Annotated in this window: 18 protein-coding genes; 9 read left to right on the plus strand and 9 right to left on the minus strand. The window is 66.4% G+C overall.

All coding sequences use genetic code 11. From position 1 onward, the window contains the following. Positions 1-72: 72 nt before the first annotated feature. The gene (locus WD006_RS02285) at positions 73-1,203 is read right to left on the minus strand and encodes an HPP family protein (RefSeq protein ID WP_011515443.1); all 1,131 of its coding nucleotides are present in this window, start codon (positions 1,201-1,203) and stop codon (positions 73-75) included. 167 nt (positions 1,204-1,370) lie between these two features. Here WD006_RS02285 and WD006_RS02290 point away from each other — a divergent pair, with 167 nt between their 5' ends. From WD006_RS02290 to WD006_RS02300, 3 genes are all read left to right on the plus strand, one after another. Further along, complete coding sequence (locus WD006_RS02290) at positions 1,371-3,164, plus strand: chloride channel protein (RefSeq protein WP_029308389.1); 1,794 nt, start codon at positions 1,371-1,373, stop codon at positions 3,162-3,164. 156 nt (positions 3,165-3,320) lie between these two features. Then, on the plus strand, positions 3,321-4,199 hold the full coding sequence (locus tag WD006_RS02295) for a dimethylarginine dimethylaminohydrolase family protein (RefSeq protein ID WP_011515445.1): 879 nt from the start codon (positions 3,321-3,323) through the stop codon (positions 4,197-4,199). 39 nt (positions 4,200-4,238) lie between these two features. Further along, positions 4,239-5,312 (plus strand): ornithine cyclodeaminase, encoded by a 1,074-nt coding sequence (locus WD006_RS02300; protein ID WP_234710856.1) that lies wholly within the window; start codon positions 4,239-4,241, stop codon positions 5,310-5,312. Between the two features lie 102 nt (positions 5,313-5,414). On the opposite strand, the gene WD006_RS02305 is transcribed toward WD006_RS02300, so the two are convergent. The 5 genes from WD006_RS02305 to WD006_RS02325 all read right to left on the minus strand — a co-directional run bounded on the left by WD006_RS02305 (position 5,415) and on the right by WD006_RS02325 (position 14,943). Then, complete coding sequence (locus WD006_RS02305; RefSeq protein ID WP_011515447.1) at positions 5,415-6,014, minus strand: helix-turn-helix domain-containing protein; 600 nt, start codon at positions 6,012-6,014, stop codon at positions 5,415-5,417. A 482-nt stretch (positions 6,015-6,496) separates the two neighbouring features. Further along, positions 6,497-7,873: a sigma-54-dependent transcriptional regulator gene (locus WD006_RS02310; protein WP_011515448.1), complete on the minus strand. Its 1,377-nt coding sequence runs from the start codon at positions 7,871-7,873 to the stop codon at positions 6,497-6,499. Next, positions 7,863-9,731, minus strand: coding sequence for a sensor histidine kinase (locus WD006_RS02315; RefSeq protein WP_035833007.1), 1,869 nt, complete (start codon positions 9,729-9,731; stop codon positions 7,863-7,865). Before WD006_RS02315 ends, WD006_RS02310 begins: the two co-directional genes overlap by 11 nt. A gap of 243 nt (positions 9,732-9,974) precedes the next feature. Beyond that, positions 9,975-11,282, minus strand: coding sequence for a dicarboxylate/amino acid:cation symporter (locus tag WD006_RS02320; RefSeq protein ID WP_375198925.1), 1,308 nt, complete (start codon positions 11,280-11,282; stop codon positions 9,975-9,977). Between the two features lie 295 nt (positions 11,283-11,577). Further along, positions 11,578-14,943, minus strand: a complete 3,366-nt coding sequence (locus WD006_RS02325) for a diguanylate cyclase (protein WP_286879651.1) — start codon at positions 14,941-14,943, stop codon at positions 11,578-11,580. 277 nt (positions 14,944-15,220) lie between these two features. Between WD006_RS02325 and WD006_RS02330 the strand changes: the two genes are divergently transcribed. From WD006_RS02330 to WD006_RS02345, 4 genes are all read left to right on the plus strand, one after another. After that, a complete protein-coding gene (locus tag WD006_RS02330) occupies positions 15,221-15,622 on the plus strand; it encodes a nuclear transport factor 2 family protein (RefSeq protein WP_035881446.1) in 402 nt (133 codons plus the stop codon). 207 nt (positions 15,623-15,829) lie between these two features. Continuing rightward, positions 15,830-16,708: a c-type cytochrome gene (locus WD006_RS02335; RefSeq protein WP_008643562.1), complete on the plus strand. Its 879-nt coding sequence runs from the start codon at positions 15,830-15,832 to the stop codon at positions 16,706-16,708. A 162-nt stretch (positions 16,709-16,870) separates the two neighbouring features. Beyond that, positions 16,871-17,329 carry a (2Fe-2S)-binding protein gene (locus WD006_RS02340; RefSeq protein ID WP_008643561.1) on the plus strand — a complete coding sequence of 153 codons (459 nt, stop codon included), beginning with the start codon at positions 16,871-16,873 and terminating at the stop codon, positions 17,327-17,329. Between the two features lie 9 nt (positions 17,330-17,338). Beyond that, positions 17,339-19,591, plus strand: a complete 2,253-nt coding sequence (locus WD006_RS02345) for a xanthine dehydrogenase family protein molybdopterin-binding subunit (RefSeq protein WP_008643559.1) — start codon at positions 17,339-17,341, stop codon at positions 19,589-19,591. A gap of 104 nt (positions 19,592-19,695) precedes the next feature. Here WD006_RS02345 and WD006_RS02350 read toward each other — a convergent pair whose 3' ends face one another. Further along, positions 19,696-20,496 (minus strand): anti-sigma factor family protein, encoded by an 801-nt coding sequence (locus WD006_RS02350; RefSeq protein WP_008643558.1) that lies wholly within the window; start codon positions 20,494-20,496, stop codon positions 19,696-19,698. After that, positions 20,483-21,112 carry an RNA polymerase sigma factor gene (locus WD006_RS02355; protein ID WP_008643556.1) on the minus strand — a complete coding sequence of 210 codons (630 nt, stop codon included), beginning with the start codon at positions 21,110-21,112 and terminating at the stop codon, positions 20,483-20,485. Before WD006_RS02355 ends, WD006_RS02350 begins: the two co-directional genes overlap by 14 nt. A gap of 231 nt (positions 21,113-21,343) precedes the next feature. On the opposite strand from WD006_RS02355, the gene WD006_RS02360 reads away from it, so the two are divergent. Beyond that, positions 21,344-22,234 carry a metallophosphoesterase family protein gene (locus WD006_RS02360; RefSeq protein WP_017514820.1) on the plus strand — a complete coding sequence of 297 codons (891 nt, stop codon included), beginning with the start codon at positions 21,344-21,346 and terminating at the stop codon, positions 22,232-22,234. Further along, complete coding sequence (locus tag WD006_RS02365) at positions 22,231-22,605, plus strand: cupredoxin domain-containing protein (RefSeq protein WP_008643552.1); 375 nt, start codon at positions 22,231-22,233, stop codon at positions 22,603-22,605. Before WD006_RS02360 ends, WD006_RS02365 begins: the two co-directional genes overlap by 4 nt. Before the next feature lie 45 nt (positions 22,606-22,650). Here the strand turns inward: WD006_RS02365 and WD006_RS02370 are convergent, their stop codons facing one another. Next, positions 22,651-25,848: an efflux RND transporter permease subunit gene (locus tag WD006_RS02370; RefSeq protein ID WP_008643550.1), complete on the minus strand. Its 3,198-nt coding sequence runs from the start codon at positions 25,846-25,848 to the stop codon at positions 22,651-22,653. Between the last annotated feature and the right edge of the window lie 14 nt (positions 25,849-25,862).

A 25,862-nucleotide genomic window follows, 5' to 3' on the forward strand; every position in this document is an offset into this window, starting at 1 on the left:
GGGCGTCCACTTTATAAGAACGCCGATAGCATAGCGGAATTCGATGAGCCGTCCGGGTTTCCCCTCGATCACTCAGTTTGCGGTGGTGTCCCGGCGCAGCAGGGCAGCTACCAGATCCGACTGGGTCACCATGCCCACGACGTGCCGGTCTCCATCGACCACGGGCACATGGTGCAGCCCGCCATCGGAGAACGCGTGCGCCAGTTCCACCATCGGCTGGTCGACATGCGCGGTCACCACCACGCGCGTCATCAGATCGCGCACGGTGCCGTTGACACGGCGCGAGTTCGAACGATGCGCGCGGAAGAAATCGCTCTGCGTCACGATACCGAGCAGGCGGCGATTGCCGTCCACCACAGGTAGCGCCTTGATGTGGTGGCGCGCCAGCAGCGCGGCGGCATCGGCCGCGCGCTGGCCGGGGCGCACGGCCACCACGTCGCGCGACATGATGTCGCTGCAACGCACGTCGCCGAAGCGGCGCGAGTAGGCGCGCAGTTCGGCGGCCACCAGGATCGCCTCGAGATCGTCTTCCTCGATGTCCAGGAATTCACCGCGTGCAGCCAGCACCGCATCCAGGTCCGCGCGTGTGAAGCCCACGCGCCGGCTGGGCGGCACATCCTTGGTCAGGTGCTGCGAGGGCGGCTCGGGCGGCCGGTGCGGATAGCGGCGCTGCATGAGGTTGTTGAACGCCAGCGCCGTCAGAAGCAGCAGCGCCGAGTTGATCGCGACCGGCGCCACCACGAAGCCGAAACCGAGCGCCTGCACGGCAGGTCCGCCAAACACGGCGGTGATCGCCACCGCGCCGCTGGGCGGGTGCACGCAGCGAAGCTGGAACATCAGCGCGATGGCCACCGCGACGGCCACGCCGGCGGCCAGCCCCGGCTCCGGAATCCAGCGCACGCAGGCCACGCCGACCGTGGCGGCCACGAGGTTGCCGCCGATGATCGACCACGGCTGTGCCAGCGGACTGGCCGGCACGGCGAACAGCAGCACTGCCGACGCGCCCATCGGCGCCACGAACCACGGGTTGAAGCCCTGCAGGAAGTGGCGGCAGATCCATTCCGTGAGGAACAGGCCGATCAGTGCGCCGATGCAGCTCTTGATGCGCTCGCGGCGGCTCGCCGCGATGGGCATGGGGACGAAAGTGCGTAACCACGCACGTGTTCCGGCAACGGAAGTGGATAAGTCGAATGCTGCTGGCATCGAAAGCGGGGGCGGTTGGGGGCGTTGGGGGCGCAACGGGGGCGTCTTTGCTGTGCGCGAGGCGCGCCGCAGCGTACCACGCTACAGGAGCGAGGCCCGCCAATATATCATGGCGTGATATATTCCGCCGACCGGCAATCCTGCCGGAAAAGAAGCCGCCCCCGCTCATGCATACGGAAGTTCACACCGTTGAAAAACGCGACTACGCCGTCAATGGCCGCCTGCCCATGCTGGCTGCCATCGCGCTAGGCATCGGTGCCATCAGCACCGGCGCCGCCTATGTGCTGGTCAACCTGATCCACTTCTTCACCAACCTGTTCTTCTTCCAGACGCTGTCGTTTGCCGATCGCTCGCCGGCTGGACACACGCTGGGCCCCTGGGTGATCGTGGTGCCTGCGATCGGCGGGTTGATCGTCGGCCTGATGGCACGCTATGGCAGCGACAAGATCCGCGGCCACGGCATTCCAGAGGCGATCGAGGCGGTGCTGTTCGGCAAGAGCAAGATGTCGCCGAAGGTGGCGGTGCTCAAGCCGCTGTCGTCGGGCATCGTGATCGGCAGCGGTGGCCCGTTCGGGGCGGAAGGGCCGATCATCATGACCGGCGGCTCGATCGCCTCGCTGCTGGCGCAGTACCTGCATCTGACGGCGGCCGAGCGCAAGACGCTGCTCGTATCTGGCGCCTGCGCAGGTATGACCGCGATCTTCGGCACGCCTGTGGCGGCCGTCCTGCTGGCCATCGAACTGCTGCTGTTCGAACTGCGCCCGCGCAGCCTGCTGCCCGTGGCGCTGGCCTGCGCCGTGGCCGGGTTCCTGCGGCCGTTCGTGTTCGAAGCGGGTCCGCTGTTTCCGCTGCAGACCGCGCCGGCCAGCACACTGGCGCTCGGTTCGTGCGTGCTGGCAGGGCTGCTGTGCGGCGCGCTTGGCGCGGGGCTCACGCTCGCGCTGTATCGCACCGAGGATGCATTCGACCATCTGCGCCTGCACTGGATGTGGTGGCCGGCCATCGGTGGCCTGGTGGTCGGGATCGGCGGCTATTTCGAGCCGCGCGCGCTCGGCGTGGGCTACGACGTAATCGGCGACCTGCTCAACAACCGGCTGCTCGTGGAAGCGGCGGTGGCGCTGCTGGCCGTGAAGGCGGTGATCTGGATCGCGGCGCTCGGCTCGGGCACTTCGGGCGGGGTACTGGCCCCGTTGCTGATGCTTGGCGCGGGGCTTGGCGTGGTGCTGGCCCCGATGCTGCCGGGCGGATCGCCGGGCCTGTGGGCGCTGGTCTGCATGGCCGGTGTGCTTGGCAGTGTACTCGGCGCGCCGCTGACGGCCATCGTGTTCGCCTTCGGCCTGACGCACGATAGCGAGGCACTGTTGCCGCTGCTGCTGACGACGGCCGTGGCCTACGGTTTCTCGGTGCTGACGATGAAGCGCTCGATCATGACCGAGAAGATCGCGCGCCGCGGGCTGCACATCTATCGCGAGTACGGCGTCGATCCGCTGGAGCGCGCGCATGTGGGCGAACTGATGACGCGGGACGTGGTGTGGATCGACGCCAGCCTGCCGGTCACCGAGGCGCTGCCGCGATACTTCGGCGACCATGCTGCGCATCGCGCCTATCCGGTGCTCCGGGACGGCAGGGTGATCGGTATGCTCCAGCGCGCGGCAATTGTCGCGGCACATGCCGGCGACGATGCCGGACTGACCTGTGGCGATCTGCTTGCCGATGGCGCAAATCCGAACGCCGGTCCGGCCGTGCTGTTGCCCGCACAGACCGGTCGCGCCGCTGCCGGACGCATGGCCGAACTCAGCGTGGCCAGGCTGCCAGTGGTCGAGGACGAGATCACGATGCGGCTGGTGGGCATTGTCTCGCTGCGCGACCTGATGGCGCCCAGCAGCCACGTGCTGCACGAGGAAACCCAGCGTGAGCGGTTGCGCGGGATGGCGATAAAGGCGCTTGGCCGCACCGTGTAGCAGGATCCGGCTGTCCTGCTGGCATTTTGTGCATGGATGCTTGACATATCGGATACGAAGGATAGCAATTTGGTCAGTTTGTTAGCTGTTTTTTGACGTGCGAGGGCACCAGAATTCACTCACCGAACACGAGAGTGAAATCAAGGAGCCTCCACCGTGACAGACCGCCCAACCATCCTCCTGGTAGCCCCCACCTTCTACGACGTTTCCTACAGCATCAATCCCTGGATGGACCCCGGGGCGTGGGCTCGCGACCCGCGTGGCATGCATCGGCGCGCGATGGCGTCGTTCGACGCCCTGCGGGAAGCGCTCGGCACGGCCGGATTTCAGGTTGAAGTCATGGAAGGCGCGCCGGGTCAACCTGACATGGTGTTCCCGGCCAACGCGGCTGTCGTGCTCGATGGCAAGGCCGTGCTGGCGCGTTTTCGCTATCCGCAGCGGCGTGGCGAGGAAGCGCCGTTCGCTGCGATATTCGAAGACCTGCGCGCGCGCGGCCTGCTCGATAGCGTCGAGACGCTGCCGGAGGGTTGCTATCAGGAAGGCGCGGGCGACTGCATCTGGGATGCGTCGCGCGGCCACTTCTGGGCCGGCTTCGGACCACGTTCCTCCCGTGAAGCCGCCGATGCGATGGCGCGCCACTTCGGTCAGGAAGTCGTGGCGCTAGAGCTTGCCACCGAACAGAGCTATCACCTCGACGTCTGCTTCTGCCCCCTGGCCGGCGGCGAAGTCCTGTACTACCCACCCGCCTTCAGTCCTGCCGCGCTGCGAGAGATTCGCGCGCGCGTTCCGGCCGCGCAGCGCATCGAGGCCACCGAGGACGACCTGCGGCACTTCAGCGTGAACGCGGTCAATCGCGGCGACACCGTCGTGATGACGCACACCACGCCGCATCTGCGTACCGAACTGGGCAGTCGCGGCTATCGGGTGCTCGAGGTGGATCTGTCGCCGTACATGATGTCGGGCGGTGGCGCGTATTGCATGACGTTGCGTCTGGACCGCGTCAGCACGTCCGTGCGGCGTGCGGCCGCGGCATGAAAGGAGCCGAGCATGAAGCACGCACTGAAAGAAACCGGGATGACGCGATTCCTGGATGCGGGTGACGTTGCGACGCTGGTGCGGCGCATCGGTGTTCCGGTGGCCATCATGCAGATGGCGGACTGTGTGCGACAGGATTTCCTGCGCTGGGATGCGTTCGAGAAGTCGGCACGGCTGGCCAGCCATTCACCGGTGGGCGTGATAGAACTGATGCCTGTCAGCGATGGTGTCCAGTTCGCGTTCAAGTACGTCAACGGACATCCGCGCAACGCGCGACACGCGCTGCCAACGGTGATGGCGTGCGGCATGCTGGCCGAAGTGGAGACCGGATTTCCGTTGCTGCTGGCCGATCTCACGCTGGCCACGGCCTTGCGCACCGCGGCGACGTCGGTGCTGGCTGCGCGTGCCATGGCGCGGCCCGGCGCGCGGACCATGGCGTTGATCGGCAATGGCGCCCAGGCCGAATTCCAGTCGCTGGCCTTCCATGCCGGTCTCGGTATCGAAACAGTGCGCGCCTTTGACATCGACGCGCATGCCACCGCACGGCTGATGCGCAACTTCGCGGCAGTGCCGGGGCTGAACATCGTGCCGACACGTTCGGTGCGAGAGGCGCTCGACGGTGCCGATATCGTCACCACGGTAACGGCGGACAAGACCCGCGCTACGATTCTGACACCGGACATGATCCGGCCGGGGATGCATCTCAATGCCGTGGGTGGTGATTGCCCGGGCAAAACCGAGCTGCACGTCGACATCCTGCATCGCGCGCGGATCATGGTGGAGTACGCGCCGCAGTCGCGTATCGAAGGCGAAATCCAGCAGTGGCCGGAGGCGCCGGTCAGTGAGCTGTGGCAAGTGTTGTCGGGCGCGGTGCCGGGGCGTGTCAGTGCGGATGACGTGACGATCTTCGATTCCGTTGGTTTCGCGCTGGAAGACTACTCGGCGTTGCGTTGGCTCCATGCGGCGGCCATCGCGCATCACGCGGGCCAGTTCATCGAGCTCGTGGCCTTGCCGCCAGATCCGCGTGATCTCTATGGATGGATGATGAAGCCGGATATCGCCATGCCCGGTGCGATGAGCGATGTTCCCGGGAAGGCAGTCGCCCTGGCCTGAGGCATCGTCAACGCCAGGCGCATGCCGTGACAATTGGTGCGCCCAATGGCACAACGGCCCGGACTTGCGTCGGGGCCGTTGTCGTATCGGGAATCAGGCGGGTCAGGCGCCCACGCGTCCCATCATCAGCTGGGCGCGCAGAAATCCCTTGATCTCTTCCAGCGAAGGTGTCTTGAGGAACACCATGATGCCCCATTGCTGGAGCGCGTCAGCCACGCCGTCGTAGGCCTGGCGGTTCGTGATTACCGCGAAGACCACGTGCTGGCGCGAGAAGAAATTCTGCAGCTTCTCGATCGTTGCCGATTGCGCGTCATTGAGTTCTTCAACGTAGTAAAGCACCACGCGCGGACGTGAATCGACCGACGTGATCACCGTGTCCACCACGTCCTCGAGCACCTGGCTTTTGAGCGGCAACGACCATTTGCCAAGCTGCGCGCTGATGCGCTGTGCTTCCACATGGTTCGGATGGAAGACCAGCAGATCGAGGTCGTGCTCCATCGCCGCGTCGGGCGCGGACCGGCTGGCGAGCAACCGGTGCACCGTTTCCTTGTGGATACGGCGGTGGCCGCCGTTGGTTTTCCAGGCGCCAAGCTCACCCCGTTCGACCATCTTCTGGACGGTGCCCAACGAGACGTTCAGGAGTTTTGCTGCGGTGCGCGTGCTGTAGTATGGCTTTTCAGCCAGTTCTGGATCCAGTTTCATCCAATCACCCGTAGTATCGATCAGCAGCTCGGCGCGCAACGCGCACGCCGTGGCGCCTTCGGACACGCCACGCCGGTTTAATACCGGGCTGTCGAATTTTTACTGACCCTGATGCGTGCGACCCGCTCCCCGGCTGGTCTTTGTTGCTTTTGCATTTGCTACCTGACATGCCACGGCAACAGGATGCCGTGCACGTTTTCGGTGCCTGCAGTCTTGCGCTGCCTGGTACCTGACTACACCCTCAAATCGCATCTCTGCAAAAACGTCACTAGTATGGCCCCTTGATACGCACACGTCACAGCCAGAGTCATGACTGGGGTCACACTTTTGTCGTTTAACGTACGCTGCGCGGATCGCGTGGACAGGTGAGTGCAATGATCATGTTGCGATATGTATCAGACGTTCTTCACATGACGATTGCAGAGACTCCCCGCGTGGTCGCCAGTTCCCATCAAAACGACATTTTGTAAATTGCCACATTCTCATGACGAAAGTCCGTACTTGCGGACCTTGTCGAAAAGAGTGGTCTTGGCAATACCGAGCGACTCGCCGGCGCGTGTCAGATTGCCATCATGGCGGCGCAGTGCGTCTGCTATCAGTGCACGTTCGAACTGTTCTACCGCCTGCGCCAGCGGCAAGGCCGCAGGTGGCGCCATATCGTGTCCGCCTTCGCCTGGCCGGCATCCCAGCCCCAGTACATGGCGCTCGGCGAGGTTGCGCAACTCGCGCACGTTGCCGGGCCACGGGTAGGCCATCAATCCGGCCATCTCGGCTGGCGTGGGCGGAATCGCCTCGCGTTCGAATCGCAGCGCGGCCTGCGCGACGAAGTGCTCGAACAGCAGCGGGATGTCCTCCCGGCGCTCTCGCAACGGCGGAAGCTCCAGCGTGACGACATTGAGACGGTAATAGAGATCGGCGCGGAACTGGCCCACATCGGCCGCCGCGCGCAGATCGGCCTTGGTGGCCGCCACCACGCGCGCGTTGACCTGCACCGCCTGATTCGAGCCCAGCCGCTCCACCACGCGCTCCTGCAACACGCGTAGCAGCTTGATCTGCATCTGCATCGGCATGCTCTCGATTTCGTCGAGAAACAGTGTGCCGCCTTCAGCGTGTTCGATCTTGCCGATGCGGCGTTTGGCCGCACCCGTGAACGCGCCGGCCTCATGGCCGAAGATCTCGGATTCGAACAGTTGCTCGGGCAGCCCGCCGCAATTGATCGGCACGAAATGCCGCGCCCGGCGCGCGCTGGCTTCGTGCAGGCAGCGTGCCACAAGTTCCTTGCCGGTGCCGGTCTCGCCATGAATCAGCACGCTCGCGGTCGTGTTGCCGAGGCCGGTGATCATCTGGCGCAGGCGCTCGATGGCGGGCGAATGACCGATCAGGCGCGCGGAGAGCGATTCCTGCCCCGCCAGCCGGGCTCGCAGGTCTGCCACCTCGAGCGCCAGGCGACGCTTCTCCAGCGCGCGCCGGCAGGTGGCCACGAGCCGTTCTGGCGAGAACGGCTTCTCGATGAAATCGTAGGCGCCCTGTTTCATGGCTTGCACGGCCAGCGTGATATCGCCGTGGCCGGTGATCATGATGACGGGCAGTGCAGCATCGCGCGACGCGAGTTCGCGCAGCAGCGCCATGCCGTCCGATCCCGGCAGATTGATATCGCTGACGACGATGCCCGCGTAGCCCGCATCGACCTCACGCAGCGCAGCTTCGGCGCTGCCGACCGCGCGTGTGGCAATGCCTTCGAGGCGCAGCGCCTGTTCGCAGCCGAGCCGCACGTCGGCGTCGTCCTCGACGATGAGCACGGTCAGCACGGGGCTTGTTGCCTCGGCGTCCAGGGGCGCTTCGATCGGGTTAGCCGACATGGCGAAGTGTCTCGCGCGCCTGCGGCAGCGCCAGCGTGAAGCAGGCGCCGCCATCGGGGTGATTGATCGCGGTCAGGGTGCCGCCGTTCTCGTTGAGGATGCCGGCCGACAGGGTGAGCCCAAGGCCGAGCCCTTCGCCCGCGGGTTTGGTGGTGAAGAACGGTTCGAACAGCTTCGCGAACGCGGCTTCGGAGAGGCCGGGGCCGTTGTCCCGCACCGTCAGATGCACCATGCCGCCGTTTTCGCCGGTTTCGTAGGCGTGCAACGACAGCAGGGGATCGGGGCGGTCGCGCAGCGCGTCGAGCGCATTGCCGATCAGGTTGACCAGCACCTGTTCGAGGCGGTTCGGATCGCAGGCCACGGCCAGGCGCGCGTCGATCTGGCGCTCGATGCGCGGCGCCACGGCCGCCACACGCGTTTCCAGCAGGAACAGCGCATTTTCAACGGCGTCGCCCAGATACGCCACACTGCGCTGGCTGGCCGATGGATTGCGGGCAAACGACTTGAGCGCGCCCGTGATGCGACCCATCCGCTCCACCAGTCCGACGATCTTGTCCAGGTTGTGCTGCACCGTCGCGTAGTCGCCGCGTTCCAGGAACTTGCCCGTGTTGCCGGACAGCGTGCGCAGCGCGGTCAGGGGCTGGTTCAGTTCGTGTGCGATGCCGGCCGACATCTGGCCTACGGCGGCGAGCTTGCCGGCCTGCATCAGGCCGTCCTGGGCCTGGCGCAACACTGTCTCGGTGCGGATCCGTTCGGCCACTTCGGCATGAAGCTGCTGGTTGGTGGCGGACAGGTCGGCGGTGCGCTCGGCCACCTTGCGCTCGAGTTCGCTGTTGGCTGCTTCCAGCGCGGCGCGCGCGGCCAGCCGTTCGCTGTTGATGCGCCGCCGCACGTTCCAGGCGGCGGCCAGCAGCAGCACGAAGGCCGACAGCACGCCGGCCAGCGCGGCGCTGTTGAGCGCTGCCACGCGTGCCTGCGAGGTGTTGGTGAGCAGAGTGAGATTCCAGTCCGTGCCGGCCAGCGCCAGATGCTGGGCCAGCATTGGCGGGCCCTGGCGCAGACGCATCAGGGCGTCGCCGCCCTCGGCCGGGCCGGTGCCGAGCGCGCGGACCTTGGACAGTTCCAGTTGCGGCAACGGCGCGCGGTTGTACTGCAGGCTGCGGTCCAGCTTCGCGCGTTGGTCGGCGGAGAGCGGCCGCAAGGCGGCCAGCTTCCATGATGGATCGGAGGCCAGGATCACGACGCCATTCTCGTCGGCCAGCAGCATCTGGCTGTCGTTGCCCTGCCAGCGGTTCTCCAGCGGTTCGAGGCCGATCTTGACCACGGCCACGCCCTGAGGCCGGTCACGGTCGCCGAGCGGCGCGGACAGGTAGTAGCCGGATTCGCTGCGCGTGGTGCCCACGCCGTAGAAGCGCCCGAGCTGGCCGTCGATGGCCGTGCGGAAATAGGGGCGGAAGCTCAGGTCTTCGCCCAGGTAGCTGTCGGGGCGCTGGTAGTTGCTCGTTGCCAGCACCTTGCCGCGGGCGTCGAGCACATAGACCACGCGCGTGCCGGCGCGGATGTTCAGCGATGCCAGATAGGCATTGGCTTGCGCCACGTGCGCGGGATCGCCCGGCTCGCGCAGCAGCCCTTCGATCCGCGCGTCCAGCGACAGCAGGCTCGGCACGTAGTCGTAGCGCGCCAGCTCGCTTTCCAGCGCCTGGGCGTAGAGGCGCAGTTGCACCTGGCCGCGCTCGGCCTGGCGGGCCAGCGCGGTGTCGTACGTATAGCGATAGCCGAGCCACCCGGCCAGCGTGACCAGGGCGGCCAGCGCGAGCAGGGCGACGAACGGCGCGACGCGACGCCATGGCGAGGGCATACCGCCGCCCTCGGACTGGCCGGGAACGGGGATGGATTCAAGGGGGGCAATCATGCGGAATCGGTGATACGGGCGCCAATGAGTGCTGTATAAGGCATTTATCGAATGCTTTCACGCATTCGGGTGATGCGAGCCATCGGCAAGGCGACGTTTTACCACACCCGGCGTTACAGCCGCCAAAAAGCAAAAAAGGCCCGGTTACCTGATCGGCAACCGGGCCCTGGCACGCCTGGGAGCAATGTCTTACTTGCTCGCCAGGACCTGAGCGGGTGTCAGGCCGGTATTGCTGTCCTCGGAGGTGTCTGCCTCCTCGGAGAGTTCCGGCGCGCCGATCGCGCCTTCGCTTTTGGCGACGACGGTCGTGGCAATGGCATTGCCAAGCACATTGGTCACGGTCCGGCCCATATCGAGGATATGGTCGATACCGAGGACGAGCAGGATGCCGGCTTCGGGCAGGCCGAACATCGGCAGAACGGCGGCTACCACCACCAGCGAGGCGCGCGGCACGCCGGCGATGCCCTTGCTGGTGACCAGCAGCACCAGCAGCATGGTGATCTGCTGGGTCAGCGAAAGCTGGATCCCATACACCTGCGCCACGAACAGGGCGGCAAAGGAGGTGTACATGATCGAGCCGTCAAGGTTGAACGAGTAGCCCAGCGGCAGCACGAAGTTCGTGATGCGCGGCTTGACGCCGAAGCGCGTCAGCTGGTCGATCACCTTCGGGTAGGCCGATTCGCTGCTGGCCGTGGCGAAGCCGATCATCAGCGGCGCGCGCAGCGTGCGCATCAGGCGGAAGACGTCACGACCCAGGAAGAAGTAGCCACCCGCGATCAGTGCCAGCCACAGCAGCGCCAGCGCTGCGTACACGCTGCCCAGCAGCTTGGCGTAGACCACCAGCACGCCCAGGCCCTGTGCCGAGATCACGGCGGAGACGGCGCCGAACACGCCCAGCGGCGCGAAGGCCATCACGTAGTTGGTGACCTTGAGCATGATGTGGCCCAGGCCATCGATACCGGCCAGCACGGGCTTGCCCACGCCGTCCTTGAGGGTACCCAGCGCGAAGCCGAAGAACAGCGAGAACACCACGATCTGCAGCACTTCGTTGGTGGCCATCGCTTCCACGAAGCTCTTCGGGAACATGTGGGCGATGAAGTCGCGCAGGTTCAGCGCGCCGGTCTTCAGGTTCGACGCGGCGTCGGCGGCCGGCAGCGGCAGGTTCATGCCGTGGCCCGGGGCCAGCAGGTTGGCCATCAGCAGGCCCAGCAGCAGCGACGTGATCGACGCGGCCATGAACCAGGCCATCGCCTTCAGGCCGATGCGGCCGACGGTCTTGCCGTCGCCCATGCTGGCAATGCCGGAAACCAGTGTGGCGAACACCAGCGGGCCGATGATCATCTTGATCATCCGCAGGAACACGTCGGTCAGGATCGACAGGTGATCGGCGATCGACTTCGCGGTTGCGGCGTCCGGCGACATGTTGTGCACGGCAGCGCCGACGAGCACGCCTAGCAGCATCGCGACGAAGATCAGGGTTGGCAGTCGTTTTGTCATCGTGGGTACATCCTCCTTTGTACTGTGGCGGCCCCCGCGTGTTTCCTCTTGGGGATGGCGCGGCCGCGCTTGTGTGCCCTACGGCGGCGCCTAAATCGCACGAGCCGTGCCAGCCCGGTTGCATCTGGATACAGATGTAAGTGGATGAATACAAAGGGATTTTCTGAGTGATGCGTACGCGCCGTTCGGAAATCCGGATGCGGAAGCAAAAACGCCGTTCGGATTTCCGAACGGCGTAAGGGGAGGGGAGGTGCCGAGAGTGCCGTGGAGGGCACCCGGGCGAGACGCAGGCTCGTCAGGCGTCCGCGTTCTCGCAGATCTCCAGGAAAATCTCTATCGGCATGGGGCGACCGATAGCGTAGCCCTGTGCGTAGTCGACGCCAATCGCGCGCAGCACGCGCAGCGTGGTTTCGTCCTCGACCCATTCGGCCACCGTGCGCACGCCGAGCCGGTGGCCGATGTCGTTGATCGAGCTGACGATCTCGCGATCCACCACGTTGTCGGCCAGGTTGCGGATGAAGCTGCCGTCGATCTTCAGGTAGTCCACCGGGAACTGCTTCAGGTACGCGAACGACGACAGCCCCGAGCCGAAGTCGTCCAGCGCCACGGTGCAGCCCGCGTGGCGCATCTCCTTCAGCAGGCGGCTGGCGGCGGTCATGTTGTGGATCAGCGCGGTTTCGGTGATCTCCAGCACCAGGCGCGCTGCGGGCAGCATCGAATCTTCCAGCGTGCTGTGCAGGAATGGCAGCAGGAAGGGTTCCCCGAGCGAGTTGGCGGACAGGTTGATCGACACCACCAGATCCGGCACCCGCGCCAGCCGTTCGCCGAACTGGTGGAGCACGTTGCGGATCACCCAGCGGTCGACATGGCCCATCAGGTCGTAGCGTTCTGCCGCGGGGATGAACGCGCCGGGCATGATCAGGGTGCCCTGTTCGTCGACCATCCGTACCAGCACCTCCACGTGGCGCGCGTGCTCGATCTCGGGCTGCAGCGGTTGGATTTCCTGCACGTACAGGCGGAAGCGGTTAGCCTCCAGCGCCGAGTGAATGCCCGCCGCCACCTCGAGTTCGCGATGGTGGCGTCTGGCATCGCTTTCGTCGCGGCGGTAGACCGACACGCGGTTGCGGCCGGCTGCCTTGGCGGCGTAGCAGGCCACGTCGGCACGGCTCATCAGTTCGCTGACCGGTGGCGCGTCGGCGTCGATCGCGGCAATGCCGATGCTGGCGCCCACGTCATAGACGCGCCCTTCCCACGGAAAGCGGCGCTCGCGGATCGCGTTGATGACCTTCTGGCAGACCTGCTCGGCGTGGTCGATGCTGCAATCCTTGAGCAGCAACGCGAACTCGTCGCCCCCCAGGCGCGCCAGCAGGTCGTCGGGGCGCACATGGTGGCGGATCACGTAGCCAAGCTCGCGCAGCAGCACGTCGCCGGCCCCGTGGCCGGCTGTGTCGTTGACGATCTTGAAGCGGTCCAGATCGATGAAGCAGAGCGCGGTGCGGTGTCCATGCAAGCGCGCCTGCTCGCACGCCTCGCGCAGGCGCTTTTCGAACCAGGCCCGGTTGGGCAGCCCGGTCAGGGCGTCGTGGGTGGCCGAGTGGGCCAGTTCGCGCTGCATCGCCCGTGACGAGGTGATGTCCTGGAACACGAGCACCGCGCCAAGCACGCCGCCATCGTTGGTCAGCACCGGCGCGGCGGAGTCCTGCACGTCGTGCCGCTCGCCGGTCAGGCTCTGCAGCACCGCGCCTTCCTGCAGGTAGGCTGGGCGCAGCGTTTCCAGACATTGCTCGACCGGGCTCGGGATCGTGAGTCCGGTGATCTCGTCGACGATGCGGAACACCTGATCGAGCGGCTGGCCCATCGCGGCATCCAGACTCCAGCCCGTAAGCTGTTCGGCGATCGGGTTCATGAACGTGACGCGCATCACGCGGTCCGTGCAGATCACGGCGTCGCCGATCGAGCGCAGCGTGATCTGCAGCCGTTCCTTTTCCTCGAACAGCGCGCGTGTCAGCGTGCGTTGCTCAGTGATGTCCCAGTTCGTGCCGACCAGCGAGTGGGCGGTGCCGTCCTCGTGGCGCGAGATCATGGCCATGGCGCGCACATGCCGGGTCTCGCCGGCAGGGCGAACGATGCGGTATTCGGTATCGAACCGGCGCGCGCCGCGGATGGCCTGGCGCATCTCCGAACTGACGCGGCTGACATCCTCGGGATGGATCTTCGCGATCCACTCGGCCAGCGAAGGCGGCCCGAGTTCCATATCCGTGCCGTGCAGCGCATACATGCGTGCGTCCCACGTGATGGCCGCCGTGTTGAAGTCCCATTCCCAGATGCCTACGCCACCGGCCTCGACGGCGAGCTGTGTGCGGCGGGTCTGTGCCTCGAGCTGTTCCTGGGCCAGCTTGCGCGTGTGAATGTCCTCGATCTGGGCGATGAAATGCCGGGGCTCGCCCGAGTGCTCGTCGCGCACCAGGGAGACCGCCAGCAGCGCCCACAGGTAGTGGCCCTGCTTATGCCGGTAACGTTTCTCGAGCCGGTATGCGTCGATCTCGCCCGCCAGCAGCCGGTCGAGCTGGCTCAGGTCGGCGGCGAGATCCTCGGGGTGGGTCATGACCTGGAACGGCAGGTCGCGCAGTTCCTCGGCGCTGTAGCCGAGCAGATCCACCATCGCCCGATTGACCAGTTGCCACTTGCCATCGAGGCCGACCAATGCCATGCCGATGGCCGAATGTTCGAGCGCCTGCCGGAAGCGGCGTTCGCTACTGCGCAGCTCGGCCCGGCCATTGCGGTTCTGCTCGGTCATGAACGCGATGCAGATCGGGAAGACCAGGATCAGCGCGCCTGAAAGCGGCGTGGTACGCGAGACCAGGAACTGCATGCCACCCAGATGCGCGATGCTCTCCAGAGCCAGCGCCGAGACCAGCGTCAGCAGCGCCGTGGCGAACGGATTGCTGGCCAGTGCCACGATGACCAACGGCAGGGACATCACGACGAACGGCTCGTGGCCGGCCAGGATCGCGCCCGTGCCGATCGCCATGCACAGCACGAACAGTGCAATCAGGCGCAGCAGCATCGGGCGGCGCAGCGCGGCCTGCACGCGCTCGCGCGAGATCGACACCATGAGTGGCAGCAGCATCACCATGCCGATGGCGCCGGCGTTCCACCACGCCCACCACACGCGCGGAAACTGGGTGCCGTATGCGGTGGCCAGCACGGCGGCGCCGGGCACGCCGCTGATGGCCGGCCCGAGCGTGGCCGCCACGCCGAGCTTGAGCGCGAAGGTGGCCAGCGGTCCGGTGCGTGCCAGGGTGCCACTGCTGGACATCAGCCGCAGCAGCATGGCCATCCCGCCAATCTCGAGCAGGTTCGCCCCGGCCAGCAGCAGCGCCACGCCAGCAGTGTGGTGGGCCAGCAGGTTGGCGACGACGTCTGCTGCCAGCATCGACGCGAGCAGTGCCGGCGCCTCCTGTCGGGGGCGGTGCAGCAGAAGGCCCAGCCCGAAGGCGTTGCCCATCCACAGCATGGCGCCGGTGCCGGGCTGCCGGCCCAGCCAGATCCCCGCTGTCGCCAGCGCGAAGTAGCCCACGGCGGCCAGCAGCAGGCCCCAGCGGGCAGCCGGCACAGGTATCGGGAGGGTGGAACGGGTCGCGACCGTCTCAGGCGTCATCTTTCTCGCTATCCGGGGGCGCAGGCGCCGGGCGTTGCCGGTGTGGGTGCGATGGTCGGACCCTGCCCAGCGTATGGCGCACTTTATTCCCGCCGGGTGGAATCCAAGCGGCAATAAAGAGGGATTGCCGAGGCTTTGTTAGGGGTGGCGTTCGCGGCAGAAGTTTGGTATGGGCGCGAATTGCGGCGATTACCTCATGCGTAATCGCGCCGCTTCGGGCGGGCGACGATCATGCAGACATACCGCATCACAACCCGCAGACATCAAGGAGCGCAACATGACCGAAATCGCCGCCAACATCGCCAACGTCGCCCTGACCGATCTGGCCGACCGCTATCTCGCCGCCTGGAACGAAACCGACGCAGCCCGTCGCCGCGACCTGATTGGCCGCGCCTGGACCGAGTCGGCGGTCTACGTCGACCCGCTGATGCGTGGCGAGGGCCACGCGGGCATCGACGCGATGATCGCCGGTGTGCAAGCCCGTTTCCCCGGCTTCCAGTTCCGCCGCGTCACGCCCGTGGATGCGCATGGCGAGCACATGCGCTTCACCTGGGAGCTGGGCCCAGCCGGCGAAGCCGCGCTGGTGGTCGGCACCGACTTCGCGACGGTTTCGGCCGATGGGCGGCTAAATGGCATGACCGGCTTCATCGACCGGGCGCCGGCCGGGCTGGCCGGGTGAGCGGGCGGGGTAAGCGGGCCGGGTAAGCGGGCGGGGTGAGCAGACCTTCCCGCTGAAGCGCTCCCCTTTCCCATCTTTTCCATCATTGGAAGAGGGGAGCAACTTCCCCCCACTCGCCACCATCTCGGTTCGTCTGTACCATCCCGCACGGAACATCCGGCACGCAGCCGCTCCAATCAGCCCGGCGGCTTCAGAGGGGGGGGACCGATGGACGTCAAACGTTTCTACCGGATTGCCAGTTCAGCGGCGGTCGCATTTATCGTGTTCGTGGTGATCGCGGTGGGCAGCACGTACTGGTGGGGCGGGCGCAAGCTCGTGCGCAAGATCGACGTGTCCGTGCAGCCGGTGGCCTTCCCGACGGATACCGGGGCGGTCGACCACGGCAAGTATCTCTACGAATCGCGCGGATGCATGGATTGCCACGGTGCCAACGGCGCGGGCAAACAGGTGTTTGACGAAGCCAATGGCCTGCGCGTGCGTGCCCCCGACATCACGCGAGGCAACCCCGACATCGAGAAGTATCAGCCACGTGACTGGGATCTGGCGATCCGTCATGGCGTGGCGCCTTCCGGGCGTCCGCTGCTGATCATGCCGAGCGAGGACTACAACCGGCTTTCCGATAACGACTTCGGGGCGCTCGTTGCCTACGTCCGCAGCCTTCCTGCCGGGGGCGGCCAGCCGGCCGAGATCCATCTGCCGTGGTTCATCCAGGGCCTGTACGGCGCAGGGGTGGTCAAGGATGCGGCCGAGAAGATCGACCACAGCCTGCCGCCGTCGCCACCGATCGCGGCTGCCTTGAATGCGCAGTACGGCGCCTACGTCGCCAATTCCTGCAAGGGATGCCACGGCGCCACGCTGCGTGGCGGCAACATTCCCGGGGCGCCGCCCGACTGGCCGGCCGCCGCCGACCTGCGCCCGTCCGGCGCGATGAAGACGTATCCGCAGGCAGAACAGTTCGTCGCCATGATGCGCAGCGGCAAACGGCCCGATGGCAGCGAGGTGAGCCGCGTGATGCCGTTCGGCGCGTTCGCGAAGATGAACGATACCGATCTCAATGCGCTGTATCTGTTCCTCGCCGGGAAATAATCCCGCTTTCGGTGCGCGCTGCCCGATGTGAGCGGCGCTGCGCAAGTTTTTTCCGTTTGCACTATGCTCCTCGGGTCTGCCGGCCTGGCCAGCCCCCGCGTCGCCAGGCCCGGCGGTAGATCGAACAACCGACTGGGCAATGCACCCAAGGAGTTTCCCCCGATGACTTCCCTCACCATCAACGGCAAGACCGTGGAGGTGGACGCCGATCCGTCCACGCCGCTGCTGTGGGCCCTGCGCGATAACCTCGGCATGACCGGCACCAAGTTCGGCTGCGGCATGGCCTCGTGCGGCGCCTGCACGGTCCATATCAACGGCACGGCCACGCGTAGCTGCGTGATGCCTATTTCCGGCACCGCCGGCAGCAAGATCACGACGATCGAGGCGATGGGCGACGACAAAGTCGGCCGCGCCGTGCTGGCCGCCTGGCTCAAGCACGACGTCGCGCAATGCGGCTACTGCCAGAACGGCCAGGTCATGAGCGCGGTGGGTCTGCTGCGCAGCAAGCCACGGCCGACTGACGCCGACATCGACCAGGCCATGGCCGGCAACGTCTGCCGCTGTGGCACCTATCAACGGATTCGCGCGGCCATCAAGGACGCAGCGCACGCCATCGCCTGAGGAGCCAACATGCGAATTCGTGGGATTGAAGCACTGGCCGGCGGCAGCGGCGAAGCAGTGAAAACTGGCGATGCCGTGGCGCCGCTGACGCGCCGTGGCTTCCTCAAACTGACCGGCATGGCCGGTGGCGGGCTGGCGCTCGGCATCGGTAGCGTCGTGGAATCGGCCCATGCGCAGGGTGCGGCCAAGCCGGCTTCCTCGCCGCAGGCCTTTCTGCAGATCGCGCCGGACAACACGGTGACGGTCGCCGTGAACCGGCTCGAATTTGGCCAGGGCGTGCATACCGCGCTGCCGATGGCGCTGGCCGAGGAACTCGACGTCGACTGGAAGAACGTGCGCGCCATGCTGGCGCCGGCAGGCGATCCTTACAAGGACCCGATGTTCGGCATCCAGATGACCGGCGGCTCCACGGCGGTCAATCATTCGTTCGAACAGTACCGCGAGCTGGGCGCGCGGGCGCGCGCGATGCTGATCGCCGCGGCGGCCCAGCAGTGGAAGGTGGACCCGGCAAGCTGCGCCACGTCGCTCGGCGTGGTGACTTCGGGCGCCAACCGCGCCACGTATGGCGAACTGGCGCAGGCCGCCATGGCGCAGCCGGTGCCGGCGCAGGTCAAGCTCAAGGACCCGGCGCAGTTCCGCATCGTCGGCAAGCCGACGCCGCGCCTGGATGCCGCTTCCAAGCTGCATGGCGATGGCGTGTTCGGCCTGGACGTGAAGCTCAAGGATATGAAGGTGGCCGTGGTGGCCCATCCGCCGCGCTTCGGTGGCAAGGTCAAGTCGTTCAATGCGGACAAGGCGCGCAAGATCAAGGGCGTGGCCGATGTCTTCCTGGTGCCCGTCGATCGTGGTGGCACTGGCGTGGCGGTGGTGGCCGACGGCTACTGGCCGGCCAAGACTGCGCGCGAGGCACTGGAAATCGTCTGGGAAGACGCAGGCTCGAAGGTCAGTTCGGCGGCGCTGTTCGACGAGTACAGCAAGCTGGCCGCGCAGCCGGGCACCGTGGCCAGGGCGCTGGAAGGCGGCAACATCGACACGGCGCTGTCCGGTGCCGCGAAGGTGATCGAGGCCGAGTACCGTGTGCCGTACCTGGCCCATGCGCCGATGGAACCGTTGAACTGCACGATGCAGGCCGAGATCGCCGCGAACAAGGCCACGGCCGTCAAGGTGTGGGTGGGCTCGCAGTTCCAGACCATCGACCAGGCCGCGATCGCGCGCACGCTGGGGCTCACGCCGGACAAGGTCACGCTCAATACGATGATGGCAGGTGGCGGCTTCGGACGCCGTGCCGTACCGACTTCCGACTATCTGGTGGAGTCGGCCAACGTGATGCGTAGCTGGATCGCCGCTGGCCACACCGAACCGCTCAAGGTGATGTGGAGCCGTGAGGACGACATCAAGGGTGGCTACTACCGTCCGCTGCACGTGCACCGCGCACGCGTCGGCGTGGACGCGCAAGGCAAGGTGGTGGGCTGGCAGCATACGATCGTCGGCCAGTCGATCATCACCGGCACGCCGTTCGAGCCGATGATGGTCAAGAACGGCGTCGATGCGACCATGGTCGAGGGCATCATCGAGAACGACTACGGCCTGCCGCTGCAGCTGAACGTGCATCACCCGAAGACCGACGTGCCCGTACTCTGGTGGCGCTCCGTGGGCAACACGCACACGGCGTTCGTCAAGGAAACGCTGGCTGACGAAATGGCCACTGCCGCCAAGCAGGACCCCGTGGCATGGCGCATGGCGCGGCTCGACGAGAAGGCGCACGCACGCCATCGCGCGGCGCTCCAGCTTGCCGTGGACAAGTCGGGCTACGGCAAGAAGAAGTTGCCCAAGGGACACGCCTGGGGCGTGGCCGTGCATGAATCGTTCGGCTCGGTGGTGGCGTACGTGGTCGACGTGTCGATCGAGAAGGGCCAGCCGAAGGTGCACCGCGTCACGGCGGGTGTGCATGCCAACCGCGTGGTCAACCCGCTGACCGCGGAAGCCCAGGTCCAGGGCGGCTGCGTGTTCGGCATTTCGATGACCAAGCCCGGGTTTGCGATCGAGATCGAGAACGGCGTGGTGAAGAACAGCAACTTCCCCGACTATCCGCCTCCCCGCATTACTGATGCGCCGGTGGTGGACGTGTTCTTCGTGCCGTCGAACGACAACCCGACCGGGCTCGGCGAGCCGGGCGTTCCGGCGATCTCGCCGGCGATCGCCAACGCGCTGTTCCGGCTGACGGGCAAGCGTCAGCGTCAGATGCCGTTTGTGCTGACCTGAGCGTTTGCGCGTTTGCGCGTTTGCGTGTTTGCGTTAAGGTGGGTTTGCTGCCCCCGCTCCCACAAATGGGAGCGAGGGCAGCAACACGAGCAATCCCACGGCTCCTAGCGTTCCACTCCCCCTTCCGCATTCCTCCACGCCTGCACGAAAGCGCGCAGGTCGCCGGCCGAGGCATCGGTCACGGCCCAGTAGCGCATGCCGTGCGCGCCCCAGGTTTCGATCTGGTAGCCCTGGCGTTCCCGTTCCCCCAGTGACCCCGAGTTATTGCCCGGTATGACGAACACGTCGATCGGATGCTGGTTGCGCCGGTAGACGATGACCGCCACGCGCTGACCATCGACGTAGTCGAGCCGTCCGCCTACCAGCGGGAATCCCGCCGCGCCCAGGTCGCGCACGTCGGGCGCGTAGTCGATGCGGCCGTTGAACCAGGGTTTGACGGTGTGCTGGTCCGACGACACGACGTCGATCGCGCGATTCGAGATCAGGCCACGCACGTGGCTGGCGACAATCGCGTTCGCGGTCAGGTCGCCCTCTGACGGCTGCTGATTGAACTGGAACAGGCTCAGTCCCACGGCCGCAGCCGTGATCGTGGCCAGTGCGGCGTTGGCGGCGGGCGACCATGTGAACCAACTGCGCCAGCCCGCGGGCTCGGCGGCGCCAGAGTCGGCAAATCCGGGTTCTGCGGGGGCGGGTAGCGATGCCACGATGCGCGCGCGCAGATCGGCTGGCGCGCGATGATAGGCCGCGCCATGACGGGTGGCCGCGCGCAGCGCCTGCAGGTTACGCAGGCTGTCGACGCACGACTCGCAATCTTCGAGGTGGCGTTCCAGGCGCACGCTGTCGGCCGCGCCGGCTTCGCCATCGGCGCAGGCCTGCAGCAGGTTGCGGGCGTCATTGCAGTCCATGGCGGGTGCCTCCTGCGGGTTGAACGATATCGGCCGGGGCGTTGGCGGTGTTGGGGGCGTCGGGATGGGCCAGCCGTACCGCGCCTTCGTCGCGCAAGGCCACGACGGTGGCGGCCAGCATTCGCCTGCCACGTGCCAGCCGCGACATCACGGTGCCGACCGGAATATCGGCGATGCGTGCGATGTCGCGGTAATGCAGTTCCTCCAGTTCGCGCAGCACCAGAACCTCCCGAAACACGACCGGCAGTCGCTCCAGCGCGGCATGCACCAGTCGCACATCCTCCTCGCGCACCAGCCACTGTTCCGGGTCGCCGGGCCCGCCATGCCAGTCGGGCAGCTCACCCGGTGGCGCGGCTTCGTCGTACTCCACCTCGGCAGCCGCCTTGCGCTTCTGCCACGTGGTGAACCACGTGTTGCGCACGATGGCCAGCAGCCACGGCCGGGGCTGGTCGCCGCGGAAACTGCCGAACAGCCGGAACGCGCGCAGGAATGCTTCCTGCACCACGTCATCGGCATCGCCCGAATTGCCGCATAACCAGCGGGCGAGGTTGTAGGCGGCGTCCAGATGCGGCAGCACCAGGTCGTCGAAGCGGCGGCGCGTGTTGGCGGCGTCCAAGTCAGTCCTTGCGTGTCGGCTGGTCGAAATGGCATAGCGGCATGAGTGCGTCTCCCCCGTTATACCGGCGCTGGGCCGATTCTATTCCCGGCGCTTGTCCGGCGCCAATGGTGTTCTCACCACTCCTGTGTGGTGGCACGGCAGTGGTGCATCAGAATCCCACGGTCCCGGGAATAAACGCCGGGCGCCTCCGGTATGACAGTCACCACCCACAGAACGAAGGAGGCTGTCATGCACGGAAACTGGAGTCGGCGCGACATATTGCGCCTGGCGGGCGCGGCAGGCGGTGCCGTGGTCGCATCGGCGCTGCCCGGCTGGGCGGCGGGGCGTGACGAGGACTTTGTGTTCGTGCAATTGTCCGATTCGCACTGGGGGTTCGAAGGGCCGCCGAATCCGGACGCGCGCGGCACGTTGCCCAAGGCCGTGGCGGCCGTCAACGCATTGCCGAGCCAGCCCGATTTCATCATGTTCACGGGCGACCTGACGCATTCCACCGACGATCCGGCCGAGCGCCGCCGCCGCATGACGGAGGTACGCGACATCATCGCGCCGCTGCGTGCGGGCGCGGTGCACCTGATGCCGGGCGAGCACGATGCCAGCCTGGACGCGGGCGAGGCATTCCGCGAGCTGTTCGGGCCCACGCACTACACCTTCGATCACAAGGGCCTGCACGCCATCGTGCTCGACAACGTGTCCGATCCGGCCGGCATGGTGGGCGAGGCGCAGCGCAAGTGGCTGGCCGACGACCTGGCGAAGCAGTCGCGCGACGCGCGCATCGTGGTGTTCACGCACCGGCCGCTGTTCGATCTCTATCCACAGTGGGATTGGGCCACGCGCGACGGCGCGCAGGTCATCGACATCCTGATGCCGTACCGCAACGTCACGGTGTTCTACGGCCATATCCACCAGGAGCATCACCATATGACCGGCCACATCGCGCACCATGCGGCGCGCTCGCTGATGTTTCCGCTGCCGGTCGCGGGGTCGCAGCCGAAGCGTTTGCCCATACCGTGGGATGCCGCGCATCCGTATCAGGGTCTGGGCTGGCGTCAGGTGACGGCGACACCGTCGCCTGACGGATTCCAGCTGGCCGAGGTCTCCGTTAACGGGAGCAAGGCATGAGCACAGCCAATGCAAGCCGTCGCACGCTGCTGGGCTGGATGCTGGCCGCCGCGGTGGTGCCCGTGGTGTCGGTGGTGAGCCGGAGTGATGCCGCGGCGCCGCGCGTGATCCCGATGCGCGCGCGGCGCTTCGTGTTCATCCCCGATCGCGTGAAGCTCAAGGCGGGTGAGACCGTGGTGCTGTCGATCACGGCGGAAGACGTGGTGATGGGATTTTCCGCGCCCGACTTCGACGTCCGTGCGGACCTGCCGCCTGGCCAGGCGATCAAGGTGACGCTGACGGCGGGCAAGCCCGGCAGCTATGGCTTCCTGTGCGACATCTTCTGCGGGTCGGGGCACGAGAACATGAGCGGCCTCATCGAGGTGACGTAGAGACGCCATCAGAATGGTTCTGGCGTTTCTCGGGCCGAAAGGCCGTCACTCGCCTTCGCCACCCATGTACTCGTGCGTCTTGCCGTGCGGTGTCTGTTGCGTGGGTGGCGGCTTGCCGCCGCGCGCGGCCTTGCGGCGCACGTACCAGTAGTGCGCGCGATCCAGGTAGAGATAGACCACCGGCGTGCTGAACAGCGTGAGCATCTGCGATACCACCAGCCCGCCGACCATCGCGTAGCCCAGCGGCCGACGCAGTTCGGACCCCGCGCCGTGCCCGAGCATAAGCGGCAGCCCCGCCAGCAGCGCGCACATCGTGGTCATCATGATCGGGCGGAAGCGCAGCAGACACGCCTCGTAGATCGCGTCGCGCGGAGACATGCCGCGCTCGCGCTCGGCCACCAGCGCGAAGTCGACCATCATGATGCCGTTCTTCTTGACGATGCCGATCAGCAGGATGATGCCGATCAGCGCGATCACGGTGAAGTCGTAGCCACCCAGCATCAGCACCAGCAGCGCGCCGACGCCGGCGGATGGCAGCGTCGAAAGAATCGTCAGCGGGTGGATATAGCTCTCGTAGAGCAGCCCCAGCACGATGTACACCGCGATCAGCGCGGCGGCGATCAGGTAGGGCTGCGAAGCCAGCGACGCGCCGAATGCCTGCGCGGTACCCTGGAACGCGCCGCCCAGCGTGCGTGGCCGCCCCATGCCGGCCAGGGCCTTGTTGATGGCCTCCACGGCATCGCCCAGCGACGCGCCCTGCGCCAGGTTGAACGAGATGGTCACGGCCGGGAACTGCCCCTGGTGGCCGATCGACAGGTAGGCCGTGCGGTTCGTGTCGATCTTCACGAACGACGAGAGCGGCACCTGCTCGCCGGTGATCGGGGACGTCAGGTAGAGCTTGTCGAACAGGCGTGGGTCGTCCTGCAGTTGCGGCGTGGCTTCGAGGACCACGTGGTAGCTGTTGATCTGCGTGAAGTACTGTGCCACCTGGCGCTGGCCGATCGCGTCGTAGATCGTGGCGTCGATCAGCGCCGGCGTGATGCCGAAGCTCGACGCGCGCGCGCGGTCGATCGTCAGCATGGCCGCGGCTGCGGAGTTTTGCTGGTCGGACGCTACGTCGGCCAGTTGCGGCAATTGGCGGAACCGCTCCAGGACGCGCGGCGCCCAGTCGTTGAGTTCGGCGAGATTGGCGTCGGTGAGCGTGTACTGGTACTGCGTGCGCGACAGCCGTCCGCCAACGTTGATGTCCTGTCCGGCTTGCAGGAACAGGTTGGCGCCCTCCACCTTGGCCAGCTTCGGTCGCAGCCGCGCGATGATCTCGTCGGCCGTGGCCGTGCGGCCTTCCTCCTTCGGGCGCAGCGCGATGAAGAAGTTGCCAGTGTTGACCGTGTTCTGCCCGCCTGTCATGCCGACGGCCGAGATGTCGGGGTCGCTGCGCACCACATCCGCCAGCGCCACCATGCGCGCATTCATCGACTTGAATGATGCATCCTGCGCGGACTCCGCGGTGCCGAACACGAAGCCGGTGTCCTGCTGGGGGAAGAAGCCCTTCGGGATGATCACGAACAGCACCACCGTGGTGGCCACGGTCAGCAGGAACACGCACAGCGTCAGGAACTGGTGATCGAGCACGTGATCGAGCCCGCGCCGGTACGCACCGAGCATCGCATCGAAGCCGCGCTCGAACATCAGGTAGAGCCGTCCGTGATGGCGGGCGTGGGCCGGGTCGTGCGGCTGCAGGAATTTTGCGCACATCATCGGCGTCAGCGTCAGCGAGACGATCACCGATACCGCGATCGTCAGCGTCACCGTGACCGCGAATTCGCGGAACAGCCGGCCGACGATGCCGCCCATCAGCAGCAGCGGGATGAACACAGCCACCAGCGACACGGAGATCGACACGATCGTGAAGGCGATCTCGCCGGCACCCTGCAGCGCGGCCTCCAGCGGCGACATGCCCGCTTCCACGTGGCGATAGATGTTCTCAAGCATCACGATCGCATCATCGACGACGAAGCCCACGGCAATCGTCAGCGCCATCAGCGACAGGTTGTCGCGGCTGTAGCCCAGCAGGTACATGCCACCGGCCGTGCCCAGCAGCGCCAGCGGCACGGTGATGCTCGGGATCACCGTGGCCCATACGTCGCGCAGGAACACGAAGATGATGCCGACCACCAGCACGATGGTCAGGATCAGCGTGAACTCGACATCGGCTTCCGAGGCGCGGATGTTCTGCGTGCGGTCAGCCAGCACGTTGACGTTGACCGCGGCTGGGATCGAGAGCTGCAGGCGGGGCAGGGCGGCCTTGATGCGGTCCACCGTGGCGATCACGTTGGCGCCCGGCTGCTTGGTCACGGCCAGGATGATCGCGCGGCCGTTGTGGAACGTGTTGTCAGCGGGGGCGGCGGCGCCGGCGAACGCCCAGCCCGCGAGCCGGTTGTTCTCGGGGCCATCCACCGCCACGCCGACATCGCGCACGCGCACCGGGGCGCCGTTGCGCCATGCCAGCACCATGTCGTTCCACGGCGCCGCGCGGGTGATCTGGTCGTTGGTGTAGACGTTGAAGGCCTGGGTCGCGCCATCGGTGGCGCCGGTTGGCTGGTTGACCGTGGTCGCCGCGATCACGCCACGGATGTCTTCCATGCTCAGGCCCATCGACGCGAGCTTGGCCGGGTCTACCTGGATGCGCACGGCCGGCTTCTGCTGGCCGCCAATGTTGACCAGGCCCACGCCTTCGATCTGCGAGATCTGCTGCGCCAGGATGTTGTCGGCGAAGTCATTGACGGTGGTCAGCGGCAGCGCGTCGGACTGCACCGCCAGCACCAGGATCGGCGCGTCGGCGGGGTTGATCTTGCGGAACGTCGGGGGTGTCGGCAGGTTCGACGGAAGCTGGCCGCCCGCGGCGTTGATGGCGGCCTGCACGTCCACGGCGGCGGCGTCGATGCTGCGGTTCAGGTCGAACTGCAGCGTGATCTGCGTGGTGCCTTGCGCGCTGGTCGACGTCATCTGCGACAGCCCCGCGATCAGCGAGAACTGCCGTTCGAGCGGCTGCGCCACGTTCGACGCCATCGTCTCGGGATTGGCGCCCGGCAGGTTGACCGTGACCTGGATCGTCGGAAAGTCCACCTGCGGCAGCGGGGCGATCGGCAGCAGCGGCCACGCGGCCAGGCCAACGAGCAGCAACGCGAGCGCCAGCAGCGAGGTGCCGATCGGCCGCTTGATGAAGGTGGCCGAAATACTCATGGGTGGCTCATCGG

Origin of the sequence: Cupriavidus sp. Met-2 (assembly GCF_049843575.1) — a bacterium.
Taxonomy (GTDB): domain Bacteria; phylum Pseudomonadota; class Gammaproteobacteria; order Burkholderiales; family Burkholderiaceae; genus Cupriavidus; species Cupriavidus metallidurans.

Bases quoted from the DNA above. Each gene is read 5' to 3' on its own strand.
- WD006_RS02350 (WP_008643558.1), bottom strand. From the start codon at position 20,496: ATGGACTGCAATGACGCCCGCAACCTGCTGCAGGCCTGCGCCGATGGC.
- WD006_RS02290 (WP_029308389.1), top strand. From the start codon at position 1,371: ATGCATACGGAAGTTCACACCGTTGAAAAACGCGACTACGCCGTCAAT.
- WD006_RS02285 (WP_011515443.1), bottom strand. From the start codon at position 1,203: ATGCCAGCAGCATTCGACTTATCCACTTCCGTTGCCGGAACACGTGCG.
- WD006_RS02310 (WP_011515448.1), bottom strand. From the start codon at position 7,873: ATGTCGGCTAACCCGATCGAAGCGCCCCTGGACGCCGAGGCAACAAGC.
- WD006_RS02300 (WP_234710856.1), top strand. From the start codon at position 4,239: ATGACGCGATTCCTGGATGCGGGTGACGTTGCGACGCTGGTGCGGCGC.
- WD006_RS02345 (WP_008643559.1), top strand. From the start codon at position 17,339: ATGCGAATTCGTGGGATTGAAGCACTGGCCGGCGGCAGCGGCGAAGCA.
- WD006_RS02320 (WP_375198925.1), bottom strand. From the start codon at position 11,282: ATGACAAAACGACTGCCAACCCTGATCTTCGTCGCGATGCTGCTAGGC.
- WD006_RS02335 (WP_008643562.1), top strand. From the start codon at position 15,830: ATGGACGTCAAACGTTTCTACCGGATTGCCAGTTCAGCGGCGGTCGCA.
- WD006_RS02315 (WP_035833007.1), bottom strand. From the start codon at position 9,731: ATGCCCTCGCCATGGCGTCGCGTCGCGCCGTTCGTCGCCCTGCTCGCG.
- WD006_RS02325 (WP_286879651.1), bottom strand. From the start codon at position 14,943: ATGACGCCTGAGACGGTCGCGACCCGTTCCACCCTCCCGATACCTGTG.
- WD006_RS02305 (WP_011515447.1), bottom strand. From the start codon at position 6,014: ATGAAACTGGATCCAGAACTGGCTGAAAAGCCATACTACAGCACGCGC.
- WD006_RS02360 (WP_017514820.1), top strand. From the start codon at position 21,344: ATGCACGGAAACTGGAGTCGGCGCGACATATTGCGCCTGGCGGGCGCG.
- WD006_RS02340 (WP_008643561.1), top strand. From the start codon at position 16,871: ATGACTTCCCTCACCATCAACGGCAAGACCGTGGAGGTGGACGCCGAT.
- WD006_RS02365 (WP_008643552.1), top strand. From the start codon at position 22,231: ATGAGCACAGCCAATGCAAGCCGTCGCACGCTGCTGGGCTGGATGCTG.
- WD006_RS02370 (WP_008643550.1), bottom strand. From the start codon at position 25,848: ATGAGTATTTCGGCCACCTTCATCAAGCGGCCGATCGGCACCTCGCTG.
- WD006_RS02330 (WP_035881446.1), top strand. From the start codon at position 15,221: ATGACCGAAATCGCCGCCAACATCGCCAACGTCGCCCTGACCGATCTG.